This is a genomic window from Bradyrhizobium sp. USDA 4538, from assembly GCF_024171045.1.
Lineage (GTDB): Bacteria > Pseudomonadota > Alphaproteobacteria > Rhizobiales > Xanthobacteraceae > Bradyrhizobium > Bradyrhizobium australafricanum.
In genome coordinates this window covers 379,489-406,155 of sequence record NZ_JALJZE010000001.1, presented here as the reverse complement: position 1 = coordinate 406,155, position 26,667 = coordinate 379,489, and the positions used below count along the sequence as shown (strand labels likewise).

General features: G+C 65.2%; 23 protein-coding genes. 17 read left to right on the top strand and 6 right to left on the bottom strand.

Annotated features, from left to right (window positions below; translation table 11 throughout):
* Positions 1-218: 218 nt before the first annotated feature.
* The gene (locus tag J2R78_RS01735; protein ID WP_253635990.1) at positions 219-590 is read right to left on the bottom strand and encodes a hypothetical protein; all 372 of its coding nucleotides are present in this window, start codon (positions 588-590) and stop codon (positions 219-221) included.
* A 27-nt stretch (positions 591-617) separates the two neighbouring features.
* On the opposite strand from J2R78_RS01735, the gene J2R78_RS01730 reads away from it, so the two are divergent.
* Positions 618-2,393 (top strand): glycosyltransferase family 2 protein, encoded by a 1,776-nt coding sequence (locus J2R78_RS01730; protein WP_253635989.1) that lies wholly within the window; start codon positions 618-620, stop codon positions 2,391-2,393.
* Here the strand turns inward: J2R78_RS01730 and J2R78_RS01725 are convergent.
* Together J2R78_RS01725 and J2R78_RS01720 are read right to left on the bottom strand one after the other, a co-directional pair.
* Positions 2,334-4,613 carry a glycosyltransferase family 2 protein gene (locus tag J2R78_RS01725; RefSeq protein WP_253610060.1) on the bottom strand — a complete coding sequence of 760 codons (2,280 nt, stop codon included), beginning with the start codon at positions 4,611-4,613 and terminating at the stop codon, positions 2,334-2,336. The two genes, J2R78_RS01730 and J2R78_RS01725, sit on opposite strands and share 60 nt — an antisense overlap.
* 301 nt (positions 4,614-4,914) lie before the next feature.
* Positions 4,915-5,841 (bottom strand): hypothetical protein, encoded by a 927-nt coding sequence (locus J2R78_RS01720; RefSeq protein ID WP_225641897.1) that lies wholly within the window; start codon positions 5,839-5,841, stop codon positions 4,915-4,917.
* A gap of 193 nt (positions 5,842-6,034) precedes the next feature.
* On the opposite strand from J2R78_RS01720, the gene J2R78_RS01715 reads away from it, so the two are divergent.
* From J2R78_RS01715 to galE, 5 genes are all read left to right on the top strand, one after another.
* Positions 6,035-7,270: a glycosyltransferase family 4 protein gene (locus J2R78_RS01715; protein ID WP_057020241.1), complete on the top strand. Its 1,236-nt coding sequence runs from the start codon at positions 6,035-6,037 to the stop codon at positions 7,268-7,270.
* A gap of 15 nt (positions 7,271-7,285) precedes the next feature.
* Positions 7,286-7,948: a ParA family protein gene (locus J2R78_RS01710; protein WP_016841664.1), complete on the top strand. Its 663-nt coding sequence runs from the start codon at positions 7,286-7,288 to the stop codon at positions 7,946-7,948.
* Positions 7,949-8,167: 219 nt separating this feature from the next.
* Positions 8,168-8,797: a transglutaminase-like cysteine peptidase gene (locus J2R78_RS01705; RefSeq protein WP_253609491.1), complete on the top strand. Its 630-nt coding sequence runs from the start codon at positions 8,168-8,170 to the stop codon at positions 8,795-8,797.
* 158 nt (positions 8,798-8,955) lie between these two features.
* The gene (locus J2R78_RS01700; protein WP_253609490.1) at positions 8,956-9,213 is read left to right on the top strand and encodes a hypothetical protein; all 258 of its coding nucleotides are present in this window, start codon (positions 8,956-8,958) and stop codon (positions 9,211-9,213) included.
* Between the two features lie 140 nt (positions 9,214-9,353).
* On the top strand, positions 9,354-10,349 hold the full coding sequence (gene galE, locus J2R78_RS01695; protein ID WP_253609489.1) for a UDP-glucose 4-epimerase GalE: 996 nt from the start codon (positions 9,354-9,356) through the stop codon (positions 10,347-10,349).
* A 73-nt stretch (positions 10,350-10,422) separates the two neighbouring features.
* Here the strand turns inward: galE and J2R78_RS01690 are convergent, their stop codons facing one another.
* Complete coding sequence (locus J2R78_RS01690; protein ID WP_253609488.1) at positions 10,423-11,409, bottom strand: UbiA family prenyltransferase; 987 nt, start codon at positions 11,407-11,409, stop codon at positions 10,423-10,425.
* A gap of 36 nt (positions 11,410-11,445) precedes the next feature.
* Positions 11,446-12,981: a hypothetical protein gene (locus J2R78_RS01685; RefSeq protein WP_253609487.1), complete on the bottom strand. Its 1,536-nt coding sequence runs from the start codon at positions 12,979-12,981 to the stop codon at positions 11,446-11,448.
* A gap of 160 nt (positions 12,982-13,141) precedes the next feature.
* Between J2R78_RS01685 and J2R78_RS01680 the strand changes: the two genes are divergently transcribed.
* Both J2R78_RS01680 and J2R78_RS01675 read left to right on the top strand, forming a co-directional pair.
* On the top strand, positions 13,142-14,299 hold the full coding sequence (locus tag J2R78_RS01680) for a hypothetical protein (RefSeq protein ID WP_253609486.1): 1,158 nt from the start codon (positions 13,142-13,144) through the stop codon (positions 14,297-14,299).
* The gene (locus J2R78_RS01675; RefSeq protein ID WP_253609485.1) at positions 14,296-14,529 is read left to right on the top strand and encodes a hypothetical protein; all 234 of its coding nucleotides are present in this window, start codon (positions 14,296-14,298) and stop codon (positions 14,527-14,529) included. The genes J2R78_RS01680 and J2R78_RS01675 overlap by 4 nt, the downstream gene beginning before the upstream one ends.
* 18 nt (positions 14,530-14,547) lie before the next feature.
* On the opposite strand, the gene J2R78_RS01670 is transcribed toward J2R78_RS01675, so the two are convergent.
* On the bottom strand, positions 14,548-15,147 hold the full coding sequence (locus tag J2R78_RS01670) for a VanZ family protein (protein WP_253609484.1): 600 nt from the start codon (positions 15,145-15,147) through the stop codon (positions 14,548-14,550).
* A 172-nt stretch (positions 15,148-15,319) separates the two neighbouring features.
* Here J2R78_RS01670 and J2R78_RS01665 point away from each other — a divergent pair, with 172 nt between their 5' ends.
* The 9 genes from J2R78_RS01665 (at position 15,320) to J2R78_RS01625 (ending at position 26,476) form a co-directional block, all read left to right on the top strand.
* Complete coding sequence (locus J2R78_RS01665) at positions 15,320-15,982, top strand: response regulator transcription factor (protein ID WP_016841655.1); 663 nt, start codon at positions 15,320-15,322, stop codon at positions 15,980-15,982.
* 216 nt (positions 15,983-16,198) lie between these two features.
* Positions 16,199-17,575: a sensor histidine kinase gene (locus tag J2R78_RS01660; protein ID WP_253609483.1), complete on the top strand. Its 1,377-nt coding sequence runs from the start codon at positions 16,199-16,201 to the stop codon at positions 17,573-17,575.
* 305 nt (positions 17,576-17,880) lie between these two features.
* Positions 17,881-18,644, top strand: a protein-coding gene (locus J2R78_RS01655) for an IS5 family transposase (protein WP_092083899.1) whose coding sequence is annotated in 2 segments (ribosomal slippage) — positions 17,881-18,216 and positions 18,219-18,644 — 762 coding nt in all. Because the reading frame shifts where the segments join, the coding sequence is not laid out codon by codon here.
* A gap of 137 nt (positions 18,645-18,781) precedes the next feature.
* On the top strand, positions 18,782-20,176 hold the full coding sequence (locus tag J2R78_RS01650) for a hypothetical protein (RefSeq protein WP_253609482.1): 1,395 nt from the start codon (positions 18,782-18,784) through the stop codon (positions 20,174-20,176).
* Between the two features lie 360 nt (positions 20,177-20,536).
* On the top strand, positions 20,537-21,676 hold the full coding sequence (gene ccmI / locus J2R78_RS01645; protein WP_253609481.1) for a c-type cytochrome biogenesis protein CcmI: 1,140 nt from the start codon (positions 20,537-20,539) through the stop codon (positions 21,674-21,676).
* A gap of 59 nt (positions 21,677-21,735) precedes the next feature.
* Positions 21,736-22,233, top strand: coding sequence for a cytochrome c maturation protein CcmE (gene ccmE, locus J2R78_RS01640; RefSeq protein WP_253609480.1), 498 nt, complete (start codon positions 21,736-21,738; stop codon positions 22,231-22,233).
* Entirely contained in the window at positions 22,230-24,212 is a 1,983-nt protein-coding gene (locus J2R78_RS01635) for a heme lyase CcmF/NrfE family subunit (RefSeq protein ID WP_253609479.1), read from the top strand. The genes ccmE and J2R78_RS01635 overlap by 4 nt, the downstream gene beginning before the upstream one ends.
* Positions 24,212-24,718, top strand: coding sequence for a cytochrome c-type biogenesis protein (locus J2R78_RS01630; RefSeq protein WP_253609478.1), 507 nt, complete (start codon positions 24,212-24,214; stop codon positions 24,716-24,718). The genes J2R78_RS01635 and J2R78_RS01630 overlap by 1 nt, the downstream gene beginning before the upstream one ends.
* A gap of 171 nt (positions 24,719-24,889) precedes the next feature.
* A complete protein-coding gene (locus J2R78_RS01625) occupies positions 24,890-26,476 on the top strand; it encodes a Do family serine endopeptidase (RefSeq protein ID WP_057020253.1) in 1,587 nt (528 codons plus the stop codon).
* The last annotated feature ends 191 nt before the right edge of the window (positions 26,477-26,667 follow it).

The window sequence follows — 26,667 nt, the reverse complement described above, 5'->3', positions numbered from 1 at the left end:
AACTTGAAATCGACCGACATTCGAGCTGCCGTTTGAGGGTGGACATGAGCATGAAGACGATTAGCAAGCAGAAGCCCTCAGGAGCTGAATACGCGTCGTTGCAAACGCGGTTCTCCAGATCCGATCGCACGACGTTTTCCGGGTTTGTCTATGATCGCGCCGATCTCGGCCGGCGTTACACTGTCGACCTGCTCGTCGACGGCGAGCCATACATGTCATCATTGTGTGACGAGTTCGTAACAGAGCTTGCCGACGCCGGGATCGGCGACGCTCGATTTGGCTTTACGTTCAACGTGCAGGATCAGGTCAGCGCGAACGCTGGGATCATTGAGGCAAGGTTGGCAAATATCGGCACTCCCGTCGGTGCTCCGATTCGCTGCGATGTCGCTGCGCCGGAAGCGCGATGGCACCGGATCGGCGATATCGAGTGGGTCGGAGGTCTGCGCTTCGAAGGCTGGCTTGCTCAGGACATCGACGAGGACATCGAAATCCTGATCGCGCAACGCCCGGTGATGACCGTGAAGCCGACCGGGTGGACCAACGTTGCGCGGGGCGGCGAGTTCGGCGTCGGCCGCCGGATCGATTTTCATCTGCCCGAGCATTTTGCGGACGGTCGCATGCGCGGACTATCCGCGCGGACGATTTCGGGACGGAGTCTGATCTCGGAGCCGATTTCCTTTGTCGCTTTCGATCGCGGATTGGAGCAAACGCTCGCGGATCTCGGGCGCTGGGATAGCGAGCGGCTTCGTGGAGAGCTGTTCGACCGGGTGTTGCCGGCCTCGATGCCGTTTCACGCCTATCGCGGCTGGAAAGAGCGCTTCTCGCCGACGACACAATCTGAACAGTCTGACGTTGCATCCGAGGCGGCAGTCGTCCTGATCGGCGATGTCAGGGTGGACGAGAGCATCGAAAGCCTCGAAGCCCAACGGCACTCCGCCTGGTCGGCGGTGTCCCTGCCGGCGCGAGCGTTCAGTCAATTCGATCCCATGGCAGCGCGCGAGTTTGTCGACGGCGATGCCGCCGGCAGTGCGTTCTTTGTGTTTTGTCTGAGCGGAACGATCCTCGCGGAAGACGCCTTGCAGCGCTTCGCCGATCTCTTCGCGTCCGAACCCGGCTGCGATATGGTCTATGGCGACGTCGAAGTTGCTGCAGGCGCCGGCGCTGTCTGGCCGCTGGCGTTCTCCGCATTCGATCTCGAACGCGCGCTCGAGCAGGGCTATGGGGCGTATTGTTTTGCGGTGCGTCGGGAGCCTGCCGTGGAAGCGCTGCTATCGGCGACGTCGCTCTACGACATCTTCCTTTGCTGCGCGGAGCCGGATCGAACCTATCATCTTCCGGGATCGGTTGCGGCATTGCCGCGGATTGATGCATCGGCCGCTACCTCCGAACTGGTCGCCGCGAGCAAGGCGTATTTTGCCAGAGCCGGCATCGAGGCCAATGTCGAGCCTCGGAAAGCGGGTCTTCTTCCGGCCGTTCAGGTCAAGCGCGCCGTCGATTGGAGCGAGCGCACCACCATCATCATCCCGACCAGAAATCGCGCCGAGCTGCTCAAGCGATGCATCGAGACGGTCATGCCGGCGGCAAATGAGACGAACGCCCGGATCCTTGTCGTCGACAACAGCTCGACCGAGCCGGAAACGCTGGACTATCTGGACAGTCTGTCCGCGCAGGAAATCGACGTGATCTCGGTCGAGGGGCCCTTCAACTTCGCATTCATCAACAACGCCGCCGTCGCTTGCGTCGATACGGAGAACATCTGCTTTCTCAACAATGACGTCGAGGCGCTCGACGACAGTTGGTTGGCGGAGATGCTGTGGCGGCTCGCGGCTCCCGACGTCGGAGCCGTCGGTGCAAAGCTGCTCTGGCCGAGCAGCGTCGTGCAGCACGGCGGAGTGGTGCTGGGAGCCAATTTCTCGGCCGCGCACGCCTTCAACGACCGGATGGATGGTGATCCCGGCTATGGCGATTTGCTTCAGGTGGCGCACGAATGTTCGGCGGTGACGGGGGCGTGCCTCCTGATGCGCAAGCGCGATTTCGTGGCCGTCGGCGGCATGGACGAGATCCGCTTTCCGATCAGCTTCAACGATATCGATTTGTGCCTGAAGCTGCGCCAGCTCGGAAAGCGGATCGTGTTCACGCCGGACGCGAAACTCGTTCATCTGGAGTCGGCAAGCCGCGGTCGCGATTCCGCGCCGGATCGCAGGGCACGCTTCAGGCGCGAGCTGTCGATCCTGCGCGCGAAATGGGGCGAGGTGCTGCTCGACGATCCCTATTACAGCCCACTGCTGGGGCTGGATTCGACGCCGTTCTCCTCGCTTGCATGGCCGCCGCGATCATGGAAGCCGCGTGCCAACCTGCCGCCGGTGTCGACCGCTCCTCCGATCGGGTTGTAGCAGGACGTCATCGACCGCCCAGTCGCGTACGGCAGCAATCGTTGCATCGGCATCAAAGCCTGGCTGCAGCTGCAGGTCCGTGCTTCGGCCGCGCCCCGGAGGCGTCGAGCTCCATTCCGTCGCGGCGATCGGCAGGCCGGTTGCCAGCAGCGCGTCCACCAACGGATGGCCAAACGATGGTTCGCCGATGTCGAGAACCAATTTCGTGATGCCGTGACCTTCGATGAGCGTGGCGACGTCGTCGACGACAATATCGCCGGTGACGATGACATTCGTGCGCTGCATCAGCTTGAGATCGTCGAGGGTACTTCCCAGCACGATGATCTCGACGTCTTCGTCGGCGTCGGCCAGTTGATCGCTCAACGCTCGTATGAAGCGAAATTCCGCGGCGTTGGCGTGCAGGACCAGCAGGCCGAGACGCGCGGGGCCGCTCACGGCGGGATACAGCGCCGGCGGCGCGGGCGGGTCGCTCAGCCTCACGGCTTGCAGGCCGAGAACCCCTTCCGAAAAGGCCGCGCCGTGGTCATCGATCGCAGTCACGCGCCGCGCCCCGGCGACCAGGCTTGCCCAGTCCGGATGAACGCCTGATCCAACCGCCGCGCGCGTTGCAAGCGCGGTGTCGGTGATCAGGAGGTCGTAGGCAAAGTGTTGCGTGAGCTGCGCCAGACATGCGCCGGGAATGCGGTTCGGCTCTGCGATCTCGAGCGATCGGATTCCGAGATCGGCGAGAGACTTCAGAAGAGCTTCGCGGCCCTCAGGCGTCGCAACGTCGAGTACGATCGACTGCGGCGCTCCGCCATCCGGATCGAACATCGCAGCCAGCTGGCGTTGTCCCTCGGAGCGGATCTGCACGATCACACCGTGCTGATCCTCTGCCGCCAACTGCCGGCAGCGCCTGATGGCAATTGCGCGGCCGGCGAACGAGCCGCAGAGGATGACGGATGGGCCGGCGGCGACCTGCTGGTTCGTGAGCAGCTTGAGCTCAAGCGCGGCGCGGCAATCGCGGAGTGGATCGGCAAGCAGGAATGCGGCGCAGTCCGTCGCATAGCGCCGGTAACGGTGTTCGAGAACGCGAAGATTTCGCATCACGAGCGAACGCTTCTCGCCCAGAAACGAGCGCGAGCCCTCGTGCCCGACGAAAACCGAAGGAATGCACACGTTGCGGAAGCCGGCCTCCGCTGCGCGCAGGCAGAAGTCGACGTCTTCGAGATAGCCGCGATAGAAGTCGTCGGAGAGCTCGCACACGGCGTCGAGGCATTCGCGGGTAATGTAGAGGCAGAACCCGATGCCGTTGGGGATGTCGATCGCAATCCCGGAATTTGCCCTGCCTGCAAGTTCATCCAGCAATTCGATTTCGCCGACCGCGGGCAGGGGATTTGACCGGTTCGGGATTGGAAAGCTGGTGTATTCGCCGTTGTTCGACAGCGGGGTCGCCGTGCCCACCCTCGGCGTCGATTGCACGGCGCTGCGCAGGCGTTGCAGCGCGTATTTCGGCACGATCGTGTCCGAGTTCAGCAGCACGACGTCGCCGGCGCCGGTCTCGCCGAGCGCCCGGTTGACCGCGCCGACAAAGCCAAGATTGTGCTCGTTGGTCAGGAGCCTGATGCGGAATTCGGCGGCGAGCTCATTGAGCAGGCGCTTGATGTCGGGCTCGGGCGACGCATCATCCACGACGATGATGGTCGAGCCCGGCGTGCAGGCGAGCGCATTCAACGCGCTGTCGATGCAGGCTCGCGTTGCGGCCAGATCCCGGTATACCGGGATGATGATGGTGAGCGGAGGAGGTTCGCCGTTTCGAAGGCGAGCCGGCCGGCGTGGTACGGTCCGATGATCCGGAACGCGGTTGGCCGGGAGTTGAACACTTGCGATCACCCGGTCCGCCTGCGTGATCTGCAGGCGCTGCGAGGTCGCGGATGCGGGCCGGATCAGACGGAAGCTCGCAGCCTGTCGCCCGTCACGCGCGAATCTGTGGCGTGGATCGGCGGGAAGCTGGATCGTGCTGGATTGATCCGCCTGCGCCAGCGAAAGGTGCGGGTCGTCCGGCCCGCGCCACGTCACCCATCCCTTCACCTCTTCATCGAGAAAGTCGATGCGGGCGCAGCTGTCCTGGCCGCTCTGTTCGAGCAGAAGGAGGGCGCTCCTGACCGAATCCGGATCGTCATCACGCCGCGTGACGCTTCGCGCCGCCTCGATCTGCTGAAGGTCGTCGCCCCAAGCCATCATTCGCCGGGCAGCGACCAGATCGTCCGGCTCGAGCTCGAGCGCCCTCGCCACGCCGGCGATGGCCGCATCCCTGAGATCGAGATGAAACAGCGCTTCCGCGCGCAGCAGATGGGCGCGGGCGCCCGGATGCGGCAGGATCCGGCAGCGGCGGTCGGCGAGCGCGAACGCCAGGCGGAAATCACGCGCCTCGAGCGCCCCGACAGCGGCCCGCTCGAGATCGACGTGGTGGAGCGTTTTGGACGTAAAGGCGATCCTGCGCGCGTCGGCGGTCAAGTGGCGCCCTTATCTGCCCGCATGGTCAGCCTGCCGTCTTGACGGCGCCCTGCCGGCTCCGGAACACGCGCACCCGTCCCTCGAGGCGGGGTCCGTCCTGGTGCGGCATTGGAGTGGCGGGTTCGACGCGCCGCGGCTGCTGGGGCGCGAGCGGGGCTGCCTGCACCCGGCGCTCCTCGAGATTGAGCTTGAGGCCCACCAGCGGTTCCCGTCCGGAAGGACCCGACACCACAATCCGGTTCCCGGTGACCCGCAGGGTCGGAGCCCCCAGGAAGATGGTTTCAGCCGCGATGGCGTAGCGATCCGCGCCGGGACCCGAGGCTTCCAGCGAGAACCCCGTGATGGCCAATGCGCGTCCCCGGGTTCCGGCAAAAGTTCCGAGAGGAACGAACTGGTTGTCGCCGCGCTGCGGCCTGGCGAACTTGACGGCATATTGCAGCTGGAGATCCCGCGGCTTGTTGGGCCATTCGAGGGAAATTCCCTCGATCCGGGCCGGCGCGGACGGTCCGGCAATCCAGACATTCGAGCCGACGGTCACGTCGCCCAGGCCCGCGACATGCGCGAGCAGCTTGAGGTCGCTCAACTCGCCGGGGCCGGCCTCCGGCTCGAACATGTCGAATGGCTGGCTGGCCGGCTGCTGCTCAGCCGCCTGTCCCTGGGTCAGCGGCTCGATCTTGATATTGGCGGCGGTCGATCCGCCGACGCGCCCTGCCGTGACCTCGACGATCAGGCGGCTCGGCCGGGCGACCGACACGACCAGCGCGGTCTCGGGCGCGAACAGGGTTCCATTGACCACGTCCGGTCCGGTAATGATATTACAATTGTTAAGGCTGGCGCGATCCGCGTATACGCGCACCACCGGAGGTGACACCTTATCATCTGCGCCATTGTACCGAACCAGGAAGAGACCCCGTGCCAGATCAATGGTTTTCTGCTGAATCTGTTCGTTCATTGTCGCCTGCGAGCCTAACGGAATGATTGATAAGTCTCCCGCAGTGTGCCCCAAAAATCTGTGTGATAGAAGGGGGCTTAATGTTAATCCGGTAAGATAGTTTTACTCGCCAATCGATGACATACCGCCGGTGATGATGCAGACCCTGACCCCAATCGAAGACCGCGCGGCCGGGGGGCGCGCTCGCCCGCCAATGAACGTCCTGTTCGTCCACAATAACTTTCCGGCCCAGTACCGCCACATTGCGCGCGCGCTCGCAGAGCAGCCCGGCAACAGGGTCGTTGCCGTCGGTTCGTCGACCGCCAGCACGACGCCGGATATCCGGCTGCTCAAATATTCGACGACCAAGACGGATTCCGCGGTCGTCCATCCGTTTGCCCGGCGCTTCGATGTCGAATCGCGGCGTGCCGAAGAGGTTCTGTACGCGCTGTCATCGCTGTCGGGGCAGGGCTTCGTGCCCGACCTGATCTTCGCGCATCCCGGTTGGGGCGAGACGCTGCCGCTGCGCACGATGTTTCCGCGCGCGCGGATCATCCTCTATTGCGAATTCTACTACGGTGCCGAGGGCAGGGACGTCGGCTTCGATCCCGAGTTTCCCATGACGGGCCTCGATGGCAATGTCGCACTCCATCTGAAGAATGCGACCACGCTGCTGGCGCTCACGGAATGCGATACGGGCGTCTCGCCGACGCCATGGCAGAGGTCGACCTTTCCCGCCGAGTTTCAGAGCAAGATCGAGGTGATCCACGAGGGCGTCGACACCGACGAGGTGAAGCCCAATCCCGTCGCGCGGTTTCAGCTTCCGAACGGTGCGACGCTGTCGGCGGACGACGAAGTGATCACCTACGTCTCGCGCAACCTCGAGCCGGTGCGCGGATTCCATATCTTCATGCGGTCCCTGCCGAGGATCCTCGCCGCGCGGCCGAATGCGCAGGTTGTGATCGTCGGCGGCAGCGGGACATCCTACGGGGCGAACCCGCCCAAGGGTTCGAGCTGGAAGTCGATGTTCCTGGACGAGATCAAGTCGGATATCGACCTGCGCCGGGTGCATTTCCTCGGCCGGATTCCTCGGGAACCGTATCTCGAGCTGCTGCAGATTTCCTCGGTGCACGTCTATCTGACCTATCCCTTCGTGCTGTCCTGGTCGCTGCTGGAGGCGATGAGCGCGGGATGTGCGGTGGTGGCATCCGACACCGCCCCGCTTCGCGATATCATCTCGGACGGCAACGGCCTGCTGGTGCCGTTTTTTGATATTGATGCGCTGTCGGATCAGGTACTGTCGGTGCTGTCACGGCCCAAGGCCTTCAAGAAGATGCGGATGAAGGCGCGCAGCTTCGTGCGGGACAATTACGACGCAAAGCGGGTCTGTCTGCCCCGGATGCTGACGCTCGTTGATGAAGGTGTCCTCCCGCGCACGTACGGGGGATAACGCCAGGAGTTTGCGATGCCGCTTGTCATCTCGGTTGCCCAGCGCAAGGGCGGAGTCGGAAAGACGACCCTTGCGGTCTTGCTCGCCGCAGAACTGGATCGGCGCACGGGCGTGGTGGGACTGGTCGACGCCGACTCGCAGGCGTCCGCGTGTCACTGGGCCGAGCCCGGCAATCTGTCGTTCCCCGTCTACCAGCTTGATCCGGAAACCCGGCCGGTCGCCGAATGGGCCAGGCTGATGCGCCAGATTCCGCATCAGATCATCGTGGTGGACTCCGCGCCGAACGATCGGGTGCTGGGCGCCGTGCTCGCGGTCGCCAATATCGTGCTGATGCCATGCACGCCGTCCGGGCTTGACATCGAGGCCACCGCGCGGACGCTCGACATCGTGCGGGAAGTGCGCGCCACGCGGCGAACGGCGCTCCGTGCCATGATCGTGCCGAACCGCGTCGACCAGCGCACGCTCGAAGGCCAGCAGCTGATCGAGGAGCTCGATACGCTCGACGAGGAGATCGGGCCGATGATCGGCAGTCGCTCGGCCTATGTGCGCGCCGTCGCCTTGGGGCAATCGGTCGCCGATTTCGCCGGCGGGACGCCCGCGGATCTCGAGATCAAGATGCTCGCCGATCTCGTGATGAGCTGGTGCGGGATCGCGCCCAGGCAGCGGGTGGCGATTTAACAGAGCGCGCCGGCGGCTTCACGACAGGCCAACCATGCCGGCATGGGAACGAAAGATTTCGGGCCGCAACCGGCCCTTGACCTGACGGCGGCGCCCCGCAGGCTTGGTTAACGGACTGCTCGCGCGCACCCTCGCATTTGAAACAAATGCCACCGCGCGCTTGAGCCCAAGCTCAAGACATTTCCCGTACATGCTTCCCGTCACTGTGGGGAGTGAAGAATGTACAACGTCAAGAGAGTGATGGCCCTGGTTCTGGCCGTCCTTGCGCTCGGGACAAGCGCACAGAACACCCAGGCTGGAATGGTCGGCTTCCCGCTGCCGCTGCGCGGCGTGATCGAGAAGATCCGCTTCAGCGAGCCGACGCTGGCGCCGATGGCCTACACCATGTTCTGCATGCGCTATGCCGACGAGTGCAAGCCGAAAGCCCGCGCCCGGATGGTGTTCCGCGGCGGCGCCACACGGCTGACCAAGCAACGCATCGCCGACCTGATCGAGGTCAACGCTTCGGTCAATCGCAGCATCGTGCCACAGCGCAACGAACGCGGCCTTGCCGGCGAGGAATGGTTGATCAATCCGGCGCGCGGCGATTGCAACGACTACGCGGTCAGCAAGCGCCACGAGCTCCTGGCGCGCGGCTGGCCGATGCGCGACCTTCTGCTGAGCGAGGTTGTGACCTCCTCCGGCGAGCATCATCTCGTGCTGGTGGTCCGCGCCAAGGGTGGAGACATCGTGCTCGACAATCTGAATGCGCAGATCCGCAGCTGGTCGCAGGCGCGTTATCGTTGGGTCAGGATGCAGACCCCGGCGAACCCCGACCACTGGGCCGCCGTTGCGCAGGCCGGCGCCTGAAGTTCTGAACGAGCCCCATCGATCGAAAATGGCGCGGCGAGACATTTCGCCGCGCCATTTTTTGCATCGGAGACGATCGCCAGCGCGTCGCGGCGACATTGCCGGAACGATTGGAGGCATCAACGGTTGATCCTGATCCAACCCATCGAGGCATCGACATGAAGCTGGCCGGCCTTGTCACAACAGCGGCGCTGGTCGTCGCTCTAGCCACGCCGGTGCTTGCACAGGGCACCGGGCAGACCACGCAGGGCACAACGCGCTATTCGATCGATGGACCGGGCGGCGGCGTTCCGACATCGCGGCCGCAGGCGACCCAGCCGGTCCCGCCGGCAACACCGGCTTACCCCTATGGCAGAGCGTCGCGGCACGCGCCGCCGGTCGGTCAACGGACCAACGTGCCGCTGGGGTCGCGCTAGCCGTCGCTTCGGCTGCAAATCCGTTCGGTCTTAACGCTATTCCCATCGTCATTTTGCCGCCTCGGACGGAATGTCGTACCGATGCGATCACTGCGCCGGTTGAGGCGCGGGATTGGTTCGCGCAGGGACGACACTTTTAAATGGCGAGCAGGGGTTCGATCCTGATCACGGGCGGCGCGGGATACATCGGATCCCATTGCGCCAAGGCGGTTGCCGAGGCCGGGTTTCTGCCGGTCGTCTACGACAATTTGTCCACCGGTCACCGTGATTTCGTGCGATGGGGACCGCTTGTGATCGGCGACGTCGCCGACCACGACAGGATCGCCGCCACCGTCCGCGACTACAATGCGCTCGCCGTGATGCACTTCGCTGCGTTCAGCGCGGTCGGCGAGTCCGTGGCGGATCCGCAGAAGTATTTCACCAACAACATTGCCGGCACGCTCGGCCTGCTGCGCGGCATGCGGGAGGCGGGCTGCGACCGCCTGGTGTTTTCCAGCACCGGCGCGGTCTACGGCAACGCCGGACGCGATCCAATTCCCGAGAGTGCCGCAGGTCCGACCGTCAATCCCTACGGCCGCTCCAAATTCATGATCGAGCAGATCCTGGCCGACTACCGCGCGGCCTATCGGTTCAACTCGGTCTGTCTGCGCTATTTCAACGCATGCGGCGCCGACGCCTCCGTCACCATCGGCGAACTCCGCGATCCCGAGACGCATTTGATTCCGCGCGCGCTGATGGCGCTGCTGGGGCACGTGCCGGACTTTGCCATCTTCGGCGAAGACTATGACACGCCTGATGGCACCGCGGTGCGCGACTACATCCATGTCGATGACCTCGCGAGCGCCCATATCGCGGCGCTCGAGCTGCTGCTGAGTGGCGACGCCGGCGGCGTGTTCAATCTCGGCACCGGCACCGGCTATTCGGTGCGCCAGGTGCTCGATGCGATCCGCGCCGAGACCGGTGAAGCGGTGCCGAGCGTGGTGCGCGAGCGCCGGGCCGGCGATCCGCCGATCCTGGTGGCCGATCCTTCCAGGTCGGAGCGCGGCCTCGGCTTCAAGGCCAGCCGGTCCGATCTCGGCTACATCATTCGCACGGCCTGGGCCTGGCATCAGAAGGCGCATCCGCGCCGGCGGTAGAGCATGATCCGGAAAAGTGCGAAGCGGTTTTCCGACAAGATCATGCTCAAATAACGATCAAGCCGCGGGGGCCTCAGTTCAATGTGATGTAGTGCTGTTCGGCCAGCCGCGAGAGGAACGGCATGTCAACAAGGCTTGCCACCAGGAAGACGGCGACCAGCGCCAGCACGAGCAGCATCAGGCCGCGCTCGCCATAGAGCTTCTCGGGTTTCTGCGCCGACGAGCCCGGCGACGTCGACATCGAGAAGTAGGTGGTGAACAGCATCACCACCAGCGGCATCGCAAGGACATACTCGATGCGGTACTTCACCAGGAACACCGAGAGGAAGAACACCGAGAACAGCGAATAGCTGAGGCACGAGGCCGTCAGCGACACCTCGGTATAGTGCCCGAAGCTCGCGCGGTAGCGCGCCAGCAGCTCCCTGCCATGGGACGCGGCAATCTCGCGATATTCGGACAGCCGCTTGGCCGCCATCAGGAACGCGCCGCCAAACCAGTAGCACAGGATCACCGAGCCCGGCGGCAGCGAGGTCGGGTCGATCATCGCCCAGCCGATCAACAGCCGCAGCGGATTGTTGACGGATTCCGAGATGACGTCGAAATAGGCCTTGTCCTTGCTGCGGAGCGGCGGGACATTGTAGACGATGCCCTGCAAGGCGAAGATGCCGGTTGCGAACAGCATCAGGCGGCTGCTCGCAGATGCGCAGACGAGACCGAGTGCGACCAGCAGCAGCCACTCGATTCCGATGATCTTGCCGTCCATCGCGCTCTGCACCGCGGAGCGCTGCGACTTGGTCGGGTGATGCCGGTCGAAGTCGCGGTCGAACCATTCATTGATCACATAATTGGCCGACGCGATGCAGATCGCGGCCACGAGGCCGAGGACGATCGCGCTTGCAATATGCTCGCCTCTCGGGCCGCGCAACAGCCAGGCGAGGACAATCCCGGGAACGATGAAGATGTGCTTGGTGCTGTGATCGAGCCGCAGGATGGCGAGATACTGCCGGATGCTTGCGGCCGGCGGCTTGCCGGCTTCGACCTTGCTGTCCATCAGCGCCATCGCGCGGTCCTTTTTCTGTCGTCGTTGATCGATCGCCTAGTTGAGGAGGTAGACGTCGAAACTCTCGTCGGTCTTGGCGGGGCCGAAGCGGCGGAGCATCGTGGTCGCTTCGCGGAAATCGCGGATCTGCGCCGCTGAGGCACGGAACGTCCGCCAGTCCTTGCCTTCGTCGTAGTTCCGGTCGGGCGTGATCTCGTCGAGCCGGTAGGCCAGCAGGATGATGACGGGCGCACGGGTCGTGTCGCGAAGCTCGCGGCCAAGGCGCAGGGTCTCGCCGAGATCGCTGTCCATCTTGCCCTTGCGCGAGAAGATCACGACGCTGCCGAATTTATGGTCGCGCGCGAGATAGATCCGGTTCTTGACGTAGTAGGGCAACGCCTCGACCAGATATTCCGGCTCGGCGAGGATCACTGCATTGGTGAGATCGGCGCGCGAGGCGATCAGGCGGCCGAGATCGGCGCTGCGGCTCGCGACCACGCCGGTCACCGCGTTGCGCAAATCGTTGATGCCGGCGGCGGTCTGGATCGCGAGCACCAGCAGGAGCGACACGCGTCCGATCGCCGGCAATCGCCGGTCGAGCCATGCGCGAGAGCCGGATGGCGCGGTGACCCGGCTCCAGCCGATCCAGTAAAGCGCGATCAGGAAGCTCAGCCAGACCGCGGCATGTCGGTAGGCACCGTTGGCGGCGACGGCGAAGAACAACGACGTCAGCAACAGGGCGGCGATGGCGGCGAGGAAGGCCGGTCGCCGCGGCAAGAGCCCGAGCGTCGCGCCGAACAGCAGCGCCGATCCCGCGATCCCCGGCAGCAGATTGGCAAACAGCGCGCCCAGCGACGTCGCGCCGGGGTTCACCAGCGCAAGGATTGCCGCCGCCAGCGGTGACTCGTGCGACCAGTCCCGGGCCGCGGCGTCATTATAGGTCGGCAGCATCGTCACCGCGCAGATCACGACGCCAATCGTCGCGATCGTTGCATTGATCGCGAAATTGGTGAGTTGCGGCGACCAGCGCCAGCCATCCGTCTCGAGCAGGTCGAGCAGCCAGAACAGCAGGAATGCGCCGGCCATGATCGCGCCGACGACGTTGGTGTTGGCGAGCAGGAACAGCAGCGCGCCGAGCAGCAAACCGCGATCGCGGTGGGCCCGATAGCAGGCCGCGATCGCGAACAGGAACAGGGCTGAGATGCCGTAGTTCCTGGCCATCACGACATATTCAAACAACAGCGCATGGCCCGTGATCAGCAGCAGGACCAACGGTCGTGGGAATGGTGACCGGAAGATCAGCAGTGCGACCGTGATGAGCCCGACCACGAAGGTGACGGCGGGCAGCACCTCGACCCGATCGAATACGGCGTGCGCGCCGCGCAGCAGAACGTACCAAAGGGCAGGGTGGCCCTCGCCATGCAACCCTCTCAGCATGGCGACCGGATCGTCGCCGTTCAGGGCAATGGTGAGCGCCCGGACCTCATCGCGCCACATCGCGTGACGGCCGATCTGGAAGCCGACCAGCGCGACCCATCCCGCGAGGAGCAGGACGTCCGGCCAGGATCGGCGGTCCCGCTTGGGCGCGAACAACCACTGGTCCAGGATGGGCAGAGAACGGGTCAAATGAATCCTGCTACTGCTCGGATCGGGACGGTCAAACCGGGGCGTCATCTGCCGGCCTGGTGGTTTGTGTTAACAGTAAAATCCACATAGAATGTTGTAACATTATGGGCAAACCAGACTAACATTTATGACGCCGACGCCGGCCCAGAGAACGGTCAGGGACATCGGTCCTGCGCACCCCGAGGTGGAGTTCGCGCTGGTGCTGGCACGAACCATCGATTCCGTGAGCGCCGACCCGCAGCTGCTGCGCAGCGCGGTCTACGAGCTCGCGCGGCAGAAGCTGCAGCAGCTCGCGCACGAGGATCCGGCGGAAAAGCAGCGTCTGATGCAGGCGCTGGAAGTGGCGATCGAAGGCGTCGAAGCGCACACCAAGAGCAATGTGATCGAGAAATTCGAGGTGCCGCCAGCGCGGGCGCTGCCCGCATTCCTCGAGGCGGCGGGCGCTGCGCGGCGGATCGAGGCACCGCCCCGGATCGATGCCGAGCCGGCCTTTGTCACGACGCTCGATCGCGTCGAGCCTGCCGCGGTGGCGCGCGGTCCGCGATGGTCGTCGTCGGCGCCGCTGCGTTACGTTGTCATGCTGGCGTTCTTCGGGTTGATCGCGGCCGTTGTCCTGCTGCAGCAACGCGGCGTGTCATTGGCCGCGGCCCGCGCGATGATTGCCGGCACGCTGGCATCGGCGCCGCCTGAAACCCAAAGGCCGGCGGTGGTCGCGGCCGTGCCGGCGCCGGCCGTTGCGGCCGAGCCGCCGGCACCAAGACGGCCATTGCCGACCGCCTATGGCGTCTACGCCGAGAGCGACGGCAAGCTCTACGAGCTGCAGCTGATCCAGGGGCGTGCGCCGGATCCGCGGGTGGCGATCTCGGCGGCGATCACCAGGCCGAGCGAGACCACGCTGCCGGACGGACATCTCCGCGTCATCGTGTTCCGGCGCGAGGGTGCCGGCGGCGCCTCCGATCCGATCGATGTGCGTCTGATCGCGCATGTGAGCCAGCAGACCACGTTCGACGCGACCGGCAAGCCGGTGGTCTCGCCGGGCGACGACAGCTGGGTGATCCGCAACATCTCGATCCCGTTCCGCGCGGCGCCGCTCAAGGACGATCCGCAAATGTTCGAGGTCCTGCCGCGCGACGACGTGCCGCTGCCGCCGGGACGCTACGCGTTGATCCTGAAGGCGCAGGCCTACGATTTCACGGTCGAGGGCGCGGTCACCGACAAGCGGCATTGCCTGCAGCGGCTGGCGGCCGCAAATGGCGTGTTCTACTCGGAATGCGAGAAACCGTGAGCGGGGTGTCCGTCCGGTTCAGTGTCGTGCTGGCGCTCCTGCTGGCATCGCGTGCCGCCGTCGCCGCACCCGCTGCCGAGACCGCAAAGCGCTGCCTGCGCGCGGCCTACATGGTCTACCCCTACAAGCGACCGGGGGCCGTGCCGATGAATGGCGATCGGCTGCATTTCTTTCAGCAATGCATGGCGCAAGACGACATGAAGTCGGCGGAAGCGAAGAAGCGCGATTGAGCGCAATGCGCCGGCCGCTCAGTTCGCGGACTGCTCCACGCTCGACCTCAGCCGGCCGAGCTGGTTGCGCAGCACGAGCAGCATGAAGCGACCGACGCCGATGCCGACCAGACCTCCCGCCACCTTGACGATCGCGTCGATCAGGCGGCCGTGACGGTCCGGTGTCAGGAATTGCATCGCTTCGAGCGTGAACGCGCTGAAGATGACAAGGAGCACGATCAGCGCGGTGCGCCGCGGGTAGCCCAGCACGAAGGCCAGCGCCATCACGGCGAAAGCAGCGAAATGCTCGATCTGCGGATGGAATAGCGAGGGACGGTCCTGGATCGGGGACAGTGTCACGAAGGCGATGAACGCAAGCGCAAGCCAGCCTGCAATCACGCCGAACCTCCGTATCTTTGAAACAAGCAACGCGTTCTTCCCGGTCCATATGCGCTGGGCGCACCGCGGTTGAATTAGCGCATCGCCGGTGTCAGCGACATGAAAATGGTCGTCGAAGGTTAACTTGCCGGTCGACTGCAAATGACCCGACATGTTGTCCGCGCTCCGGTCCGCCGGAAGGTTGCCAGCAACAATCGCTTTCAAGTTTAGGGTATTAAAATACCTTGGACTGAAACCCAATCTCACTTCGCGCGCATCTCATGGAGGGAACCAGGGGTGCTTGCGCGGGTTCCCGGGATGGTGCACCTGACGAAAAAATTAGCGGCGCCTTGCGGGTCCATTCATAAGCCGTTCACGGCCGGAAGCCTCATTTGGTGCCGGAATGTCGTAATGCTCACTCTCGGAGGCCAAAGTGCGTCTGCTCGTCGTTGAGGATGATCCGGATCTGAACCGCCAGCTCACCACCGCGCTGACGGACGCCGGCTATGTGGTCGATCGCGCGTTCGACGGCGAGGAGGGGCATTTCCTTGGTGATAGCGAGCCGTACGACGCGGTGGTGCTGGATATCGGCCTGCCGAAAATGGACGGTATCTCGGTGCTCGAGGCCTGGCGGCGGAACAAGCGGGTGATGCCGGTGCTGATCCTCACCGCACGCGATCGCTGGAGCGACAAGGTTCAGGGCTTCGACGCCGGCGCCGACGACTATGTCGCCAAGCCGTTCCACCTCGAGGAAGTGCTGGCGCGGATCCGCGCGCTGCTGCGCCGCGCGACCGGGCATGCCCAGGTCGAACTGAACTGCGGGCCGGTGGCGCTGAATACCCGCACCAAGCGGGTCACCGTCAACGGCAATCCGATCAAGCTGACCTCGCACGAGTACAATCTGCTCGACTATCTGATGCACCACACCGGGCGGGTGGTCTCGCGCACCGAACTGGTCGAGCATCTCTACGACCAGGACTTCGACCGCGACTCCAACACGATCGAGGTGTTCGTCGGGCGCATTCGCAAGAAGCTGGAAGTCGATATCATCCAGACCGTTCGCGGCCTCGGCTACATGCTGTCGCCGCCGACCTAAACCATTTTCGAGCGAAATGGATGCCGGTTCGTTCGCGTGAAGAAAGCGCGGACCAAACAACGGGATAAGAGCATGTCCTATTCAATCGGATCATGCTCTTAAGGTGCTTGATCGCGATGCGGGCATTGGCATGATCCGCGCCAGGAGGACTGGATTCGCCATGTCTCAACTCGCCTTGTCGCGGCCCGCTGACGCGATGTTCGAGCTCGTGCCCTGATGGGCGGCAGCTCGCTCGCGACACGCCTGTTCGTCTCGGCGACCGCCTGGGTGGTGGTGATCCTGGCGATCACGGGCGTCATCCTGTCGTCGGTCTATCGCGACGCGACCGAGCGCGCCTTCGACCGCCGGCTCAATCTCTATCTGCGCACCCTGATCGCCGAGGTGGCGACGCCGGACGAGCCGGCGGACCGCCAGTTCCAGTCGCTCGGCGAGCCGCTGTTCGACCTGCCATTGTCGGGCTGGTACTGGCAGATCACCCGGACCGATACCGAAAAGGGCGAGACCCGCGCCTCGCGCTCGCTGTGGGACAAGAAGCTGCCCAAGCTCGAGGAGCACGGCGCCGAGCTGACCGCCGCCGGGGTCCGGCTCGGCTATGTCGACGGGCCCGAAGGCCAGAGCCTGCGCGTGGTGGAGCGGCCGGTCGATCTCGGCGCCGACGGCAAGTTCCTGGTCAGCGTCGCCGGCGATGCCACCGAGATCTTCGATGAGACGCGCAGCTTCGACTATTATCTCGGCGGCACCTTCGCCGCGCTCGGCGTCGTGCTGCTGCTGACCACGGTCTTCCAGGTGCGCTACGGCCTCGCGCCGCTCAAGCGCATTTCGGATGCGATCGCCGACATCCGCTCCGGCCGCGCCGAGCGGCTGGAGGGCCGATTTCCGGTCGAGATCGCACCGCTGGCGCGCGAGACCAATGCGCTGATCGATGCCAACCGGGAGATCGTCGAGCGCTCGCGCACCCATGTCGGCAATCTCGCCCATGCGATCAAGACGCCGCTCTCGGTGATCGTGAACGAGGCGGCCGCGCATACCGCCGATCCTTTCGCCAGCAAGGTGCTGGAGCAGGCCGATCTGATGCGGGACCAGGTCGCGCACCATCTCGAGCGCGCGCGGATCGCCGCCCGTGCCACCATCGTCAGCACCATCACCGACGTCGCACCTGTGATCGAGGCGCTGCGCCGGACCATGGAGAAGATCCATCGCGATCGCGACCTCTCGATCGAGGCGAAGGCCGATCCGGCGGCACGGTTTCGCGGCGAGCGGCAGGATCTGGAGGAGATGGTCGGCAATCTCGTCGACAACGCCTGCAAATGGGCGGCTTCGCAGGTATTCGTCGAGGTGACCGTGGTCCCGCCCGAGGCCTCGGGCGCCGGGCCGAGGCTGCGCATTGTGGTCGACGACGACGGGCGCGGCCTGTCGGAAGCCGAGCGTGCCCAGGTGTCGCGGCGCGGCCAGCGGCTCGACGAGTCAAAACCAGGCTCCGGTCTCGGCCTGTCGATCGTGACCGATCTCGCCGGCCTCTACGGCGGCAATCTCACCCTGAACAACGCGCCGATCGGCGGCCTGCGTGCCGAGCTCGTGTTGCCGGCGGTGTAGCACAAGATGACTTTACTCTGAATCGAGCGGCGGATTCCGCTTCACCTCGCCCCGCGCGCGGGGAGAGGTCGGAACGCATCGTTAGATGCGTTCCGGGTGAGGGGGAGTCTCCGTAAACGCAGCTATCACCCGATACGCGGAGACGGCCCCTCACCCCAGCCCTCTCCCCGTAAGAACGGGGCGAGGGAGCGCACCGCCGTCGCGGTCGCCATCCGACCTAAACCCATCTCGCTCTAGGCGGTGTGGACTCTAAGGATTCCCTTTTAGGAGCAAATCAGATTCAAGGCTGCTTTTGGGAGGCAGTCTTGGGTGTGATGGATCGTCTGGTGTTGAGCGATGCGGCTTGGGAGCGGATGGCGCCGCTGATCATAGGCCGGCCTGACCAGAAGGGCTCGACCGGGCGCGACAATCGGATGTTCGTGGAAGGTGTGCTGTGGATCGTTCGCACGGGCTCTCCCTGGCGTGATCTTCCGGAAGCGTTCGGGGATTGGAACAGCGCGTTCCGGCGCTTCAGCCGATGGAGTGCCAAAGGCGTCTGGTGGCGGATCTTCGAGGCAATGTCCGACGATCCGGACTTCGAATATCTGATTGTCGATTCCACCATTGTTCGAGCCCATCAGCATGCTGCCGGGGCCAAAAAAGGGGGTCTGAAGATCAGGCGCTTGGCCGTTCGCGCGGCGGCCTGAGCACCAAGATACATATGGCCGTTCGCGGCTTGGGATGTCCGGTACGGTTCACGATCACCGCAGGCCAGAAGGGCGATGCACCGCAAGCCGCCACATTGATCGAGGGATTGCCTGCCGAGGTTTTCATGGCCGATACGGCTTATGACGCCGATCACCTGCGCCAGGACATTGCAGCCAAGGGCGCGCTCGCCGTCATCCCCAACAACCCGTCACGCGCGCTCAAGTATCCGCTCGACAAGCATCTCTATGCCCAGCGCCATCTCGTCGAATGCTGCTTCTCAAAGCTCAAGCAATTCCGCCGCGTCGCAACCCGCTTCGAAAAGACCGCCCGAAATTACCTTGCCGTCATCACTCTCGCAGCCATCGTCCTATGGCTGCGATAACTGTCCACACCGCCTAGTCTGCCTTGGGAGGATCGACGCCGCTATTCTTCCTAAACGGCTTCTTAACACGCCCGCCGCTATCATTGCGGGCGGACGGGCTGCGGCGCTTGCCGGGCACCAAGCTTTCACGACCGGGCATGAGCCAGAAATCGACCGAGCGGCTGAGGGATTATCTCGCGCAGCTTCCGCCGCAATCGCAGGCGCTGCTGATGCGGGAGCTGGAGCGCGCCGTCGAACGCGGCGATGACGTCGCCGTCGCCAATCTGGTCCTCGAGCAGCTGCGCAAGATCGTGCGTGGGGCCGAGGAGGACGAGCAGATCCAGCCGCGCAGCGACGACCCGGCACGGCTTCTGTTCCGGCCGCTCGAGCCGTTCCTCGCCGAGACCAATTTCCCGACGCGAGCGGGCCAGATCCGACGCGCCTCGCTGCTGCCGATCTGGCAATGGCTGGCCCGCGAGGGCGCGCCCGAAGCGGCTCGCGCGTTCGAGGCGGCGCTCGCCGCAGCCACGGAGAGCGGTCCGATGGAGACCGCCGCGCGCAAGTTCCAGCTTGCCGCCGCGGACGCCATCCTCAAGATCGCGGCGCCAAGCCAGGACGACCGCCAGCGCGCGCTGTCGCGCGTCGGCCCGCCAAACGTGGTCGAGGACCTGCTGCCGATCGGCCTCGTGCTGCAGGCCCGCGAAGCGCTGGAAACCCTCGGCAGCCGGCTGCCGAGCCAGATCCGGGTGTTTGCCGATTCCCAGATCGCCTCCGCGATGGAGGCGCTCAAGCTGCCGTCGCTGCAGACGCCGCAGCTATTGCCGTTCGCGCTGTCATTGATCGCGCAGCGGCTCGCCGCGCCATGGCAGATCATCCGTCTCGCCATCAAGATGGCGGCCTCCGACGACGAGCTCCGCGTCGCGGCAACGCCGTATGGCATCGCCGTCACCATCGCGCTGCATGATTTGTCGTTCGTCGCGGCCTGCCTGCGCACCGACATCAGGCGCGGGCATTTCGATTATGTCGGCGAGCAGCTCAAGACCCTGCATGATGGCGTCCGCGGCCTGCGCACCGAGCTTGATCTGCGCAATGATTCCACCTGGGGCCGCCAGCTCACCTCGGTGCGCGCCGATACTTCCAACGCGCTGCAATCGGAGATCGACAGCGTACCGGGCCGGGTCCGCCGCATCCTGCGCCAGCGCGCCGAAAAGGACATTACGGCCGGCGCCAAGATCGACATGTCCGAGGTCGAGGACGCCGCCGCCCTGATCGATTTCGTCGCGGTGTGCCGCACCTATGCCAGCGAGCTCGCCATCAACGAGGTGACGCTGCGGACCTTCTCCGACCTGCAACACTATGTCGAGCAGTCGACCGAAGGACTGGTGCAGTCGCTGCGCGGCGGCGACGCCCGGGTCCGGGCGTTCCGGCAGCAGCAGGTCAAGGCCGCGATCCGCTTCTGCGAGGTATTGTTCGGCCACGACTATGCCTCGCTGATGAACCGGGCCGCCGAAAACGCCGTGACCGGCGAGCGCAAGTCGTCGCGCGCGGGGTAGCGAGATCGCGCAATTCGCGAGCATGTTCGACGACAAGCCGACGAGCCCGCCAAGGCGGGACCATCAGCATTGCGCAATTTCGGAATAATGGAAGTGTGGCACTGATTTGCCCGACGTGTCAACCGTCAATCGAGCGCTGTTGGAAGCCCGCTCCTTTGCATGGGGTTGTTTTCGATATTTTGGTCGCGCGCGCCTTTGCCCGGAAACGTTCTTGCAATACCGCCGGAACGGCACCGGAAACCGCCTGATTTCGACCTTCCGCCGATCCAGCAATTGTCAATTGCCGGGCTCGCTGCCGGTAGTGTAAAGCGATTCTAAGGCGGCTTGCCGGAAGTCGCCGTTCCATCCGGGAACCGCTTGATGACGCTGTGGTTTGTGTTCGCGCTGATGACGGTCGCGGCGATCTTTGCCGTGCTGTGGCCGCTCAGCCGCCGCGGGCGCGCGGATACCGGCGGCAGCGAGGTCGTGGTCTACCGCGACCAGCTCGCCGAAATCGACCGCGACATGGCCGCCGGCATCATCGGTGCCGCCGAGGCCGATGCCGCACGGGTCGAGATCAGCCGCCGGCTGCTGGCCGCCGCCGATCAGGGCGGACGTGAGACCCCGGTGCAAGGCAACCTCAATCTGCGGCGCACTGCCGCGATCGTCGGCCTGGTCGGATTGCCGGTGATTGCCTCGAGCTTCTATCTCGCGCTCGGCTCGCCGCGGCTTGGCGACTTTCCGCTCGCCGAGCGCGGCCGGGTGGCCGATGCCAACCAGCCGCTCGCCAACCTGGTCGCACAGGTCGAGGCGCATCTGGAGAAGAACCCGACCGACGGCCGCGGCTGGACGGTGCTGGCGCCGGTGCTGTCGCGCCTCGGCCGCTACGATGAAGCCGTCCGCGCCTATCGCAACGCCATCACCTATGCCGGCGACAGCGCCGATCGCCGCGCTGATCTCGGCGAGGCGCTGATGGGGACCGCCGGCGGCGTCGTCACCGCGGACGCCAAGGCGGAATTCGAGCGCGCGGTCGCGCTGAATGGCGACGATGCCAAGGCGAACTATTTCCTCGGTCTCGCCGCCGAGCAGGACGGCCGCAAGGCCGATGCCGCGGCGCTCTGGCAGAAGATGCTGGCGAAGGCGCCGGCGGACGCGCCGTGGCGGCCGCTGGTGCAGGCCGCGCTCGTGCGGGTTGGCGGCGCTAGCTCGCCCGGCGGCGTTAGCTCGCCCGGCGTGAGCGCGCCGGCGCTGCCCGATGGCGCGGTGGCCGCGGCCAAGGACATGAGCGAGGCCGATCGGGGCACCATGATCAAAGGCATGGTCGATCGGCTGGCGACGCGGCTGAAGACCAATGGCGACGACGTCGAGGGCTGGCTGCGGCTGGTCCGCGCCTATCTCGTGATGGGCGAGCGCGACAAGGCGATGAGCGCGCTCGCGGATGCCCGTCAGGCGGTCGCCAACGATGCGGACCGGTTGCGTCAGCTCAATGAGGGGCTGAAGAATCTCGGGCTGGATGGATAACTTATGACGTCGAAAAGTGCGCGGCGGTTTTCGGAGGATGTCATGCGCAAGGATGGACGATGACCAGGAAGCAACGGCGTTTGACACTGATCGGCTGCGCGCTCGTCGTGCTCGCGATCGCCGCGGGCCTGGTGCTGAACGCGCTGCGCGATTCCATCGTGTTCTTCTCGACGCCGTCGATGGTCGCCGAAAAGCATCTCGGTCCGGGCAAGCGTTTCCGGCTCGGCGGCCTGGTGGAGCAGGGCTCGCTCAAGCGCGGCGACAATCTCGCCGTAACCTTCACCGTCGGCGACGGCGGCGCGACGCTGCCGGTCGCCTACAAGGGCATCCTGCCGGATCTGTTCCGCGAGGGGCAGGGCGTGGTTGCCGAAGGCGCGCTCGACGCCAGCGGCGTGTTCCGCGCCGACACCGTGCTCGCCAAGCATGACGAGACCTACATGCCGAAGGACGTCGCCGACGCCTTGAAGAAGCAGGGCCACTGGAAGGACGATTACGGTGCCAAATCAGGCAATACGCCGAGTGCCTCCGCGGCGCCGACCCAGGGAGCCGTGCGGTGATTGCCGAAAGTGGACATTACGCCCTGGTGCTCGCGCTTGGGCTCGCGTTGATCCAGTCCATCGTGCCGATCGTCGGCGCGCGCTGGCGCGATGCGGCGCTGATGAACGTCGCGCGCTCGACCGCGCTCGCCCAATTGCTGTTCGTTGCGGCGTCGTTCGCGGCGCTGGTGACGCTGCACGTCACCTCGGATTTCTCGGTCGCCAATGTCTACGAGAATTCGCATTCGCTGAAGCCGCTGCTCTACAAGATCACCGGCGTGTGGGGAAACCATGAAGGATCGATGCTGCTGTGGGTGTCGATCCTGGCGCTGTTCGGCGGCCTCGTCGCTGCCTTCGGCAACAATCTGCCGCTGTCGCTGCGTGCGCATGTGCTGGCGGTGCAGGCCTGGGTCGCCAGCGCGTTCTATCTGTTCATCCTGATCACTTCGAACCCGTTCCTGCGCATCGCCAATCCGCCGCTGGAGGGACGCGACCTCAATCCGGTGCTGCAGGATATCGGCCTCGCGGTGCATCCGCCGATGCTCTATCTCGGTTATGTCGGCTTCTCGATCTCGTTCTCGTTCGCGGTGGCGGCGCTGCTCGAGGGACGGATCGACGCCGCCTGGGCGCGCTGGGTGCGGCCGTGGACGCTGATGGCGTGGATCTTCCTGACGCTCGGCATCGCCATGGGCTCCTACTGGGCCTATTACGAGCTCGGCTGGGGCGGCTGGTGGTTCTGGGATCCGGTCGAGAACGCCTCGCTGATGCCCTGGCTTGCCGGCACCGCGCTGTTGCATTCGGCGCTGGTGATGGAGAAGCGCAATGCGCTGAAGGTCTGGACCGTCCTGCTGTCGATCCTGACCTTCTCGCTGTCGCTGCTCGGCACCTTCCTGGTGCGCTCCGGCGTGCTGACCTCGGTCCATGCCTTCGCGACCGATCCGACACGCGGCGTGTTCATCCTGCTGATCCTGTTCGTCTTCATCGGCGGCAGCCTGTCGCTATACGCCTGGCGCGCGCCGGCGCTGAAGCAGGGCGGGCTGTTCGCACCGATCTCGCGCGAAGGCGCGCTGGTGCTCAACAATCTGCTGCTCACCACCGCCTGCGCGACCGTGTTCATCGGCACGCTGTATCCGCTGGCGCTCGAGGTGCTCACCGGTGAAAAGATCTCGGTCGGCGCGCCGTTCTTCAATTTCACCTTCGCGCCGCTGTTCGTGCCGTTGTTGCTCGCGGTGCCGTTCGGGCCGCTGCTGGCCTGGAAGCGCGGCGATCTGCTCGGCGCAGCGCAGCGGCTGATGGTGGCCGGCATCGTCGCGCTGGTTGCGATGGCGCTGGTGTTGGCGTGGACCTATGGCGGCGCGACCTTGGCGCCGCTCGCGATCGGGCTGGCGGTGTTCGTGATCATGGGCGCGGTGTGCGATCTCGCCGAGCGCATCGCGCTGTTCCGGATTCCGTTGTCGCTCTCGCTGCGCCGCGCGCGCGGCTTGCCGCGCGCGACCTGGGGGACTGCGTTTGCGCATGCCGGTCTCGGCGTCGCGCTGATCGGGATCGTCTGCGAGACCACCTGGAACAGCGAATATATCGGCGCGATGAAGCCGGACGACGTCGCTCGCGTCGCCGGCTACCAGTTGCGGCTCGACGGCCTGAACCCGCGGCAGGGTCCGAATTTCCGCGAGATGGTCGCGCAATTCACCGTGACGCGTGACGGCGAGAAGGTCAGCGTGATGACGCCGTCGAAGCGCAACTTCACGACGCGCGGCGCCTCGACGACCGAGGCCGCGCTGATGACGCGCGGCGCAAGCCAGCTCTACATCTCGCTCGGCGATACCTCGGCCGACGGCGCGATCGCGGTGCGGATCTATCACAAGCCGCTGGTGCTGATGATCTGGTGGGGACCGGTGCTGATGGCGTTCGGCGGCATGCTGTCGCTGTCCGACCGCCGCTTGCGGGTCGGTGCGCCGAAGCCGGCGAAAGCGGCGCGCGCATTGCAGGCGGCCGAGTGATGCGGTCGCGCGCGCTTGCAGCCGCCGTGCTTGCGACGGCCCTGATGCTCGGGGCGATGCCCGCCCGGGCGGTGCTGCCCGACGAGGTCATGGCGGATCCGGCCAAGGAGGCGAGGGCGCGCGAGCTCTCCAAAGAGCTGCGCTGCATGGTCTGCCAGAACCAGTCGATCGACGATTCGGAGGCGCCGCTGGCGCGCGATCTCCGTCTTTTGGTGCGTGAACGCATCTCGGCCGGCGACAGCGACGGCCAGGTGATCGATTTCCTGGTGGCGCGCTACGGCGAATTCGTGCTGCTGAAGCCGCGCCTCAACGAGCACACGCTGCTGCTGTGGCTGACCCCGCCGCTGGCGTTGCTGCTGGGCGGCTTTGCGCTCTGGCGCCTCGGCCGGCGCAAGGCAAATCCGGCCGCGGGCGGGGGCGATTCCGCCGCCGGACTGACGTCCGACGAGCAGGCGCGCTTGGAACGGCTGCTGGCGGCGGAATCCGCGCCGAACAAGCCGCTTTAGTTCCCTTTTAAGTCCTTTATTTACCTGCGCTATTCTGCCGCAGCGGCGGCCGCCTCGATTACAAAAGTTTAATTCCGCAGCCAGCGCGCCGTAAGGCTGATGACCCCATGTTCAGACCCATCAGGTGCTCGCCCCCGGCACCAATGATTCTGGCCCTGGAGATTTCAAGACATGACCGACCGTCCCGACCTCTCGACCCTTCCGTCCTACAAGGCGCCGAAGCGCTCGCTGTTCTCTGCCCGCAAACTCGCGCTGATGGCGTCGGTCGTGGCCGGCCTCGGTGCCGCCACCTACGGCTTCAGCCCCTCGCACAACCCCGCCGACCTGTTCACGACGCCCGCGCATGCGCAGGTCAATAACGAGGTCAAGAAGGTTCAGCAGCCGGTCGGGTTTGCCGACATCGTCGAGCGCGTGAAGCCGTCGGTGATCTCGGTCAAGGTCAACATTCGCGAGAAGGTCGCGAAGGATGACAGCAACAACAATGACGATTCGCCGTTCCAGCCGGGTTCGCCGATGGAGCGCTTCTTCCGCCGCTTCGGCGGTCCGGATGGCTTGCCCCCGGGCCTGCGCGGTGGACCGCGCGGCGGTGGCGTGGTGACGGGCCAGGGTTCCGGCTTCTTCATCTCGGCTGACGGCTTTGCCGTGACCAACAATCACGTCGTCGACGGCGCCGACAAGGTCGAAGTCACCACCGACGACGGCAAGACCTATTCCGCCAAGGTGATCGGCACCGATCCGCGCACCGACCTCGCGCTGATCAAGGTCGAGGGCGGCTCCAACTTCCAGTTTGCCAAGCTTTCCGAAACCAAGCCGCGCATCGGCGACTGGGTGCTGGCGGTCGGCAATCCGTTCGGCCTCGGCGGCACCGTGACCGCCGGCATCGTCTCGGCCTCCGGCCGCGACATCGGCAACGGCCCGTATGACGATTTCATCCAGATCGATGCGCCCGTGAATAAGGGCAATTCGGGTGGCCCGGCGTTCGACGTGTCCGGTGAGGTGATGGGCGTCAACACGGCGATCTACTCGCCGTCCGGCGGCAGCGTCGGCATCGCGTTCTCGATCCCGGCCCAGACCGTCAAGAGCGTCGTCGCCCAGCTGAAGGACAAGGGCGCGGTCAGCCGTGGCTGGATCGGCGTCCAGATCCAGCCGGTGACCTCCGACATCGCTGACAGCCTCGGCATGAAGAAGGCCGAAGGCGCGCTGGTTGCCGAACCGCAGGCCAACGGCCCCGCGGCCAAGGCCGGCATCGAGTCCGGTGACGTCATCACCGCCGTCAACGGCGAGCCGGTGAAGGATGCGCGCGAGCTCGCCCGCACCATCGGTGGCCTCGCGCCCGGTAACGCCGTGAAGCTGAACGTGCTGCACAAGGGTCAGGACAAGACCGTCAACCTCACGCTCGGCCAGCTGCCGAACAACCTGGAAGCCAAGGCTGACACCGACAAGAGCGACAAGGGCAATTCGTCCCGCGGCACCGACGTGCCGAAGCTCGGCCTCACCGTCGCGCCCGCCAACAGCGTGGCCGGCGCCGGCAAGGATGGCGTGGTCGTGACCGAAGTCGATCCCAAGAGTGCCGCCGCTGAGCGGGGCTTCAAGGAAGGCGACGTGATCCTCGAGGTCGCCGGCAAGTCCGTCGGCACCGCCGGTGAAGTGCGGGACGCGATCACCGCGGCGCGCAATGACAGCAAGAACAGCGTTCTCATGCGCGTGAAGAGCGGCGGTTCGTCGCGCTTTGTGGCAGTGCCGCTGGCGAAGGGATAACTATCTATGAGTTGGAAGGCGTCGCCGGCATCAGTCGCCCCCGCCGACGGCGCTTTCCGGGGGGCGGGCCCCTTGCTCGCTCCCTACGTTGCCTTTCGATGGAATATGCCCCCCTCTGTCGGAAGGTCTCAGGGCGGTGAGGTCCCCCAGCTTCACCGCCCACTTTTTTCAAGCAATCGAGAATATGCGCG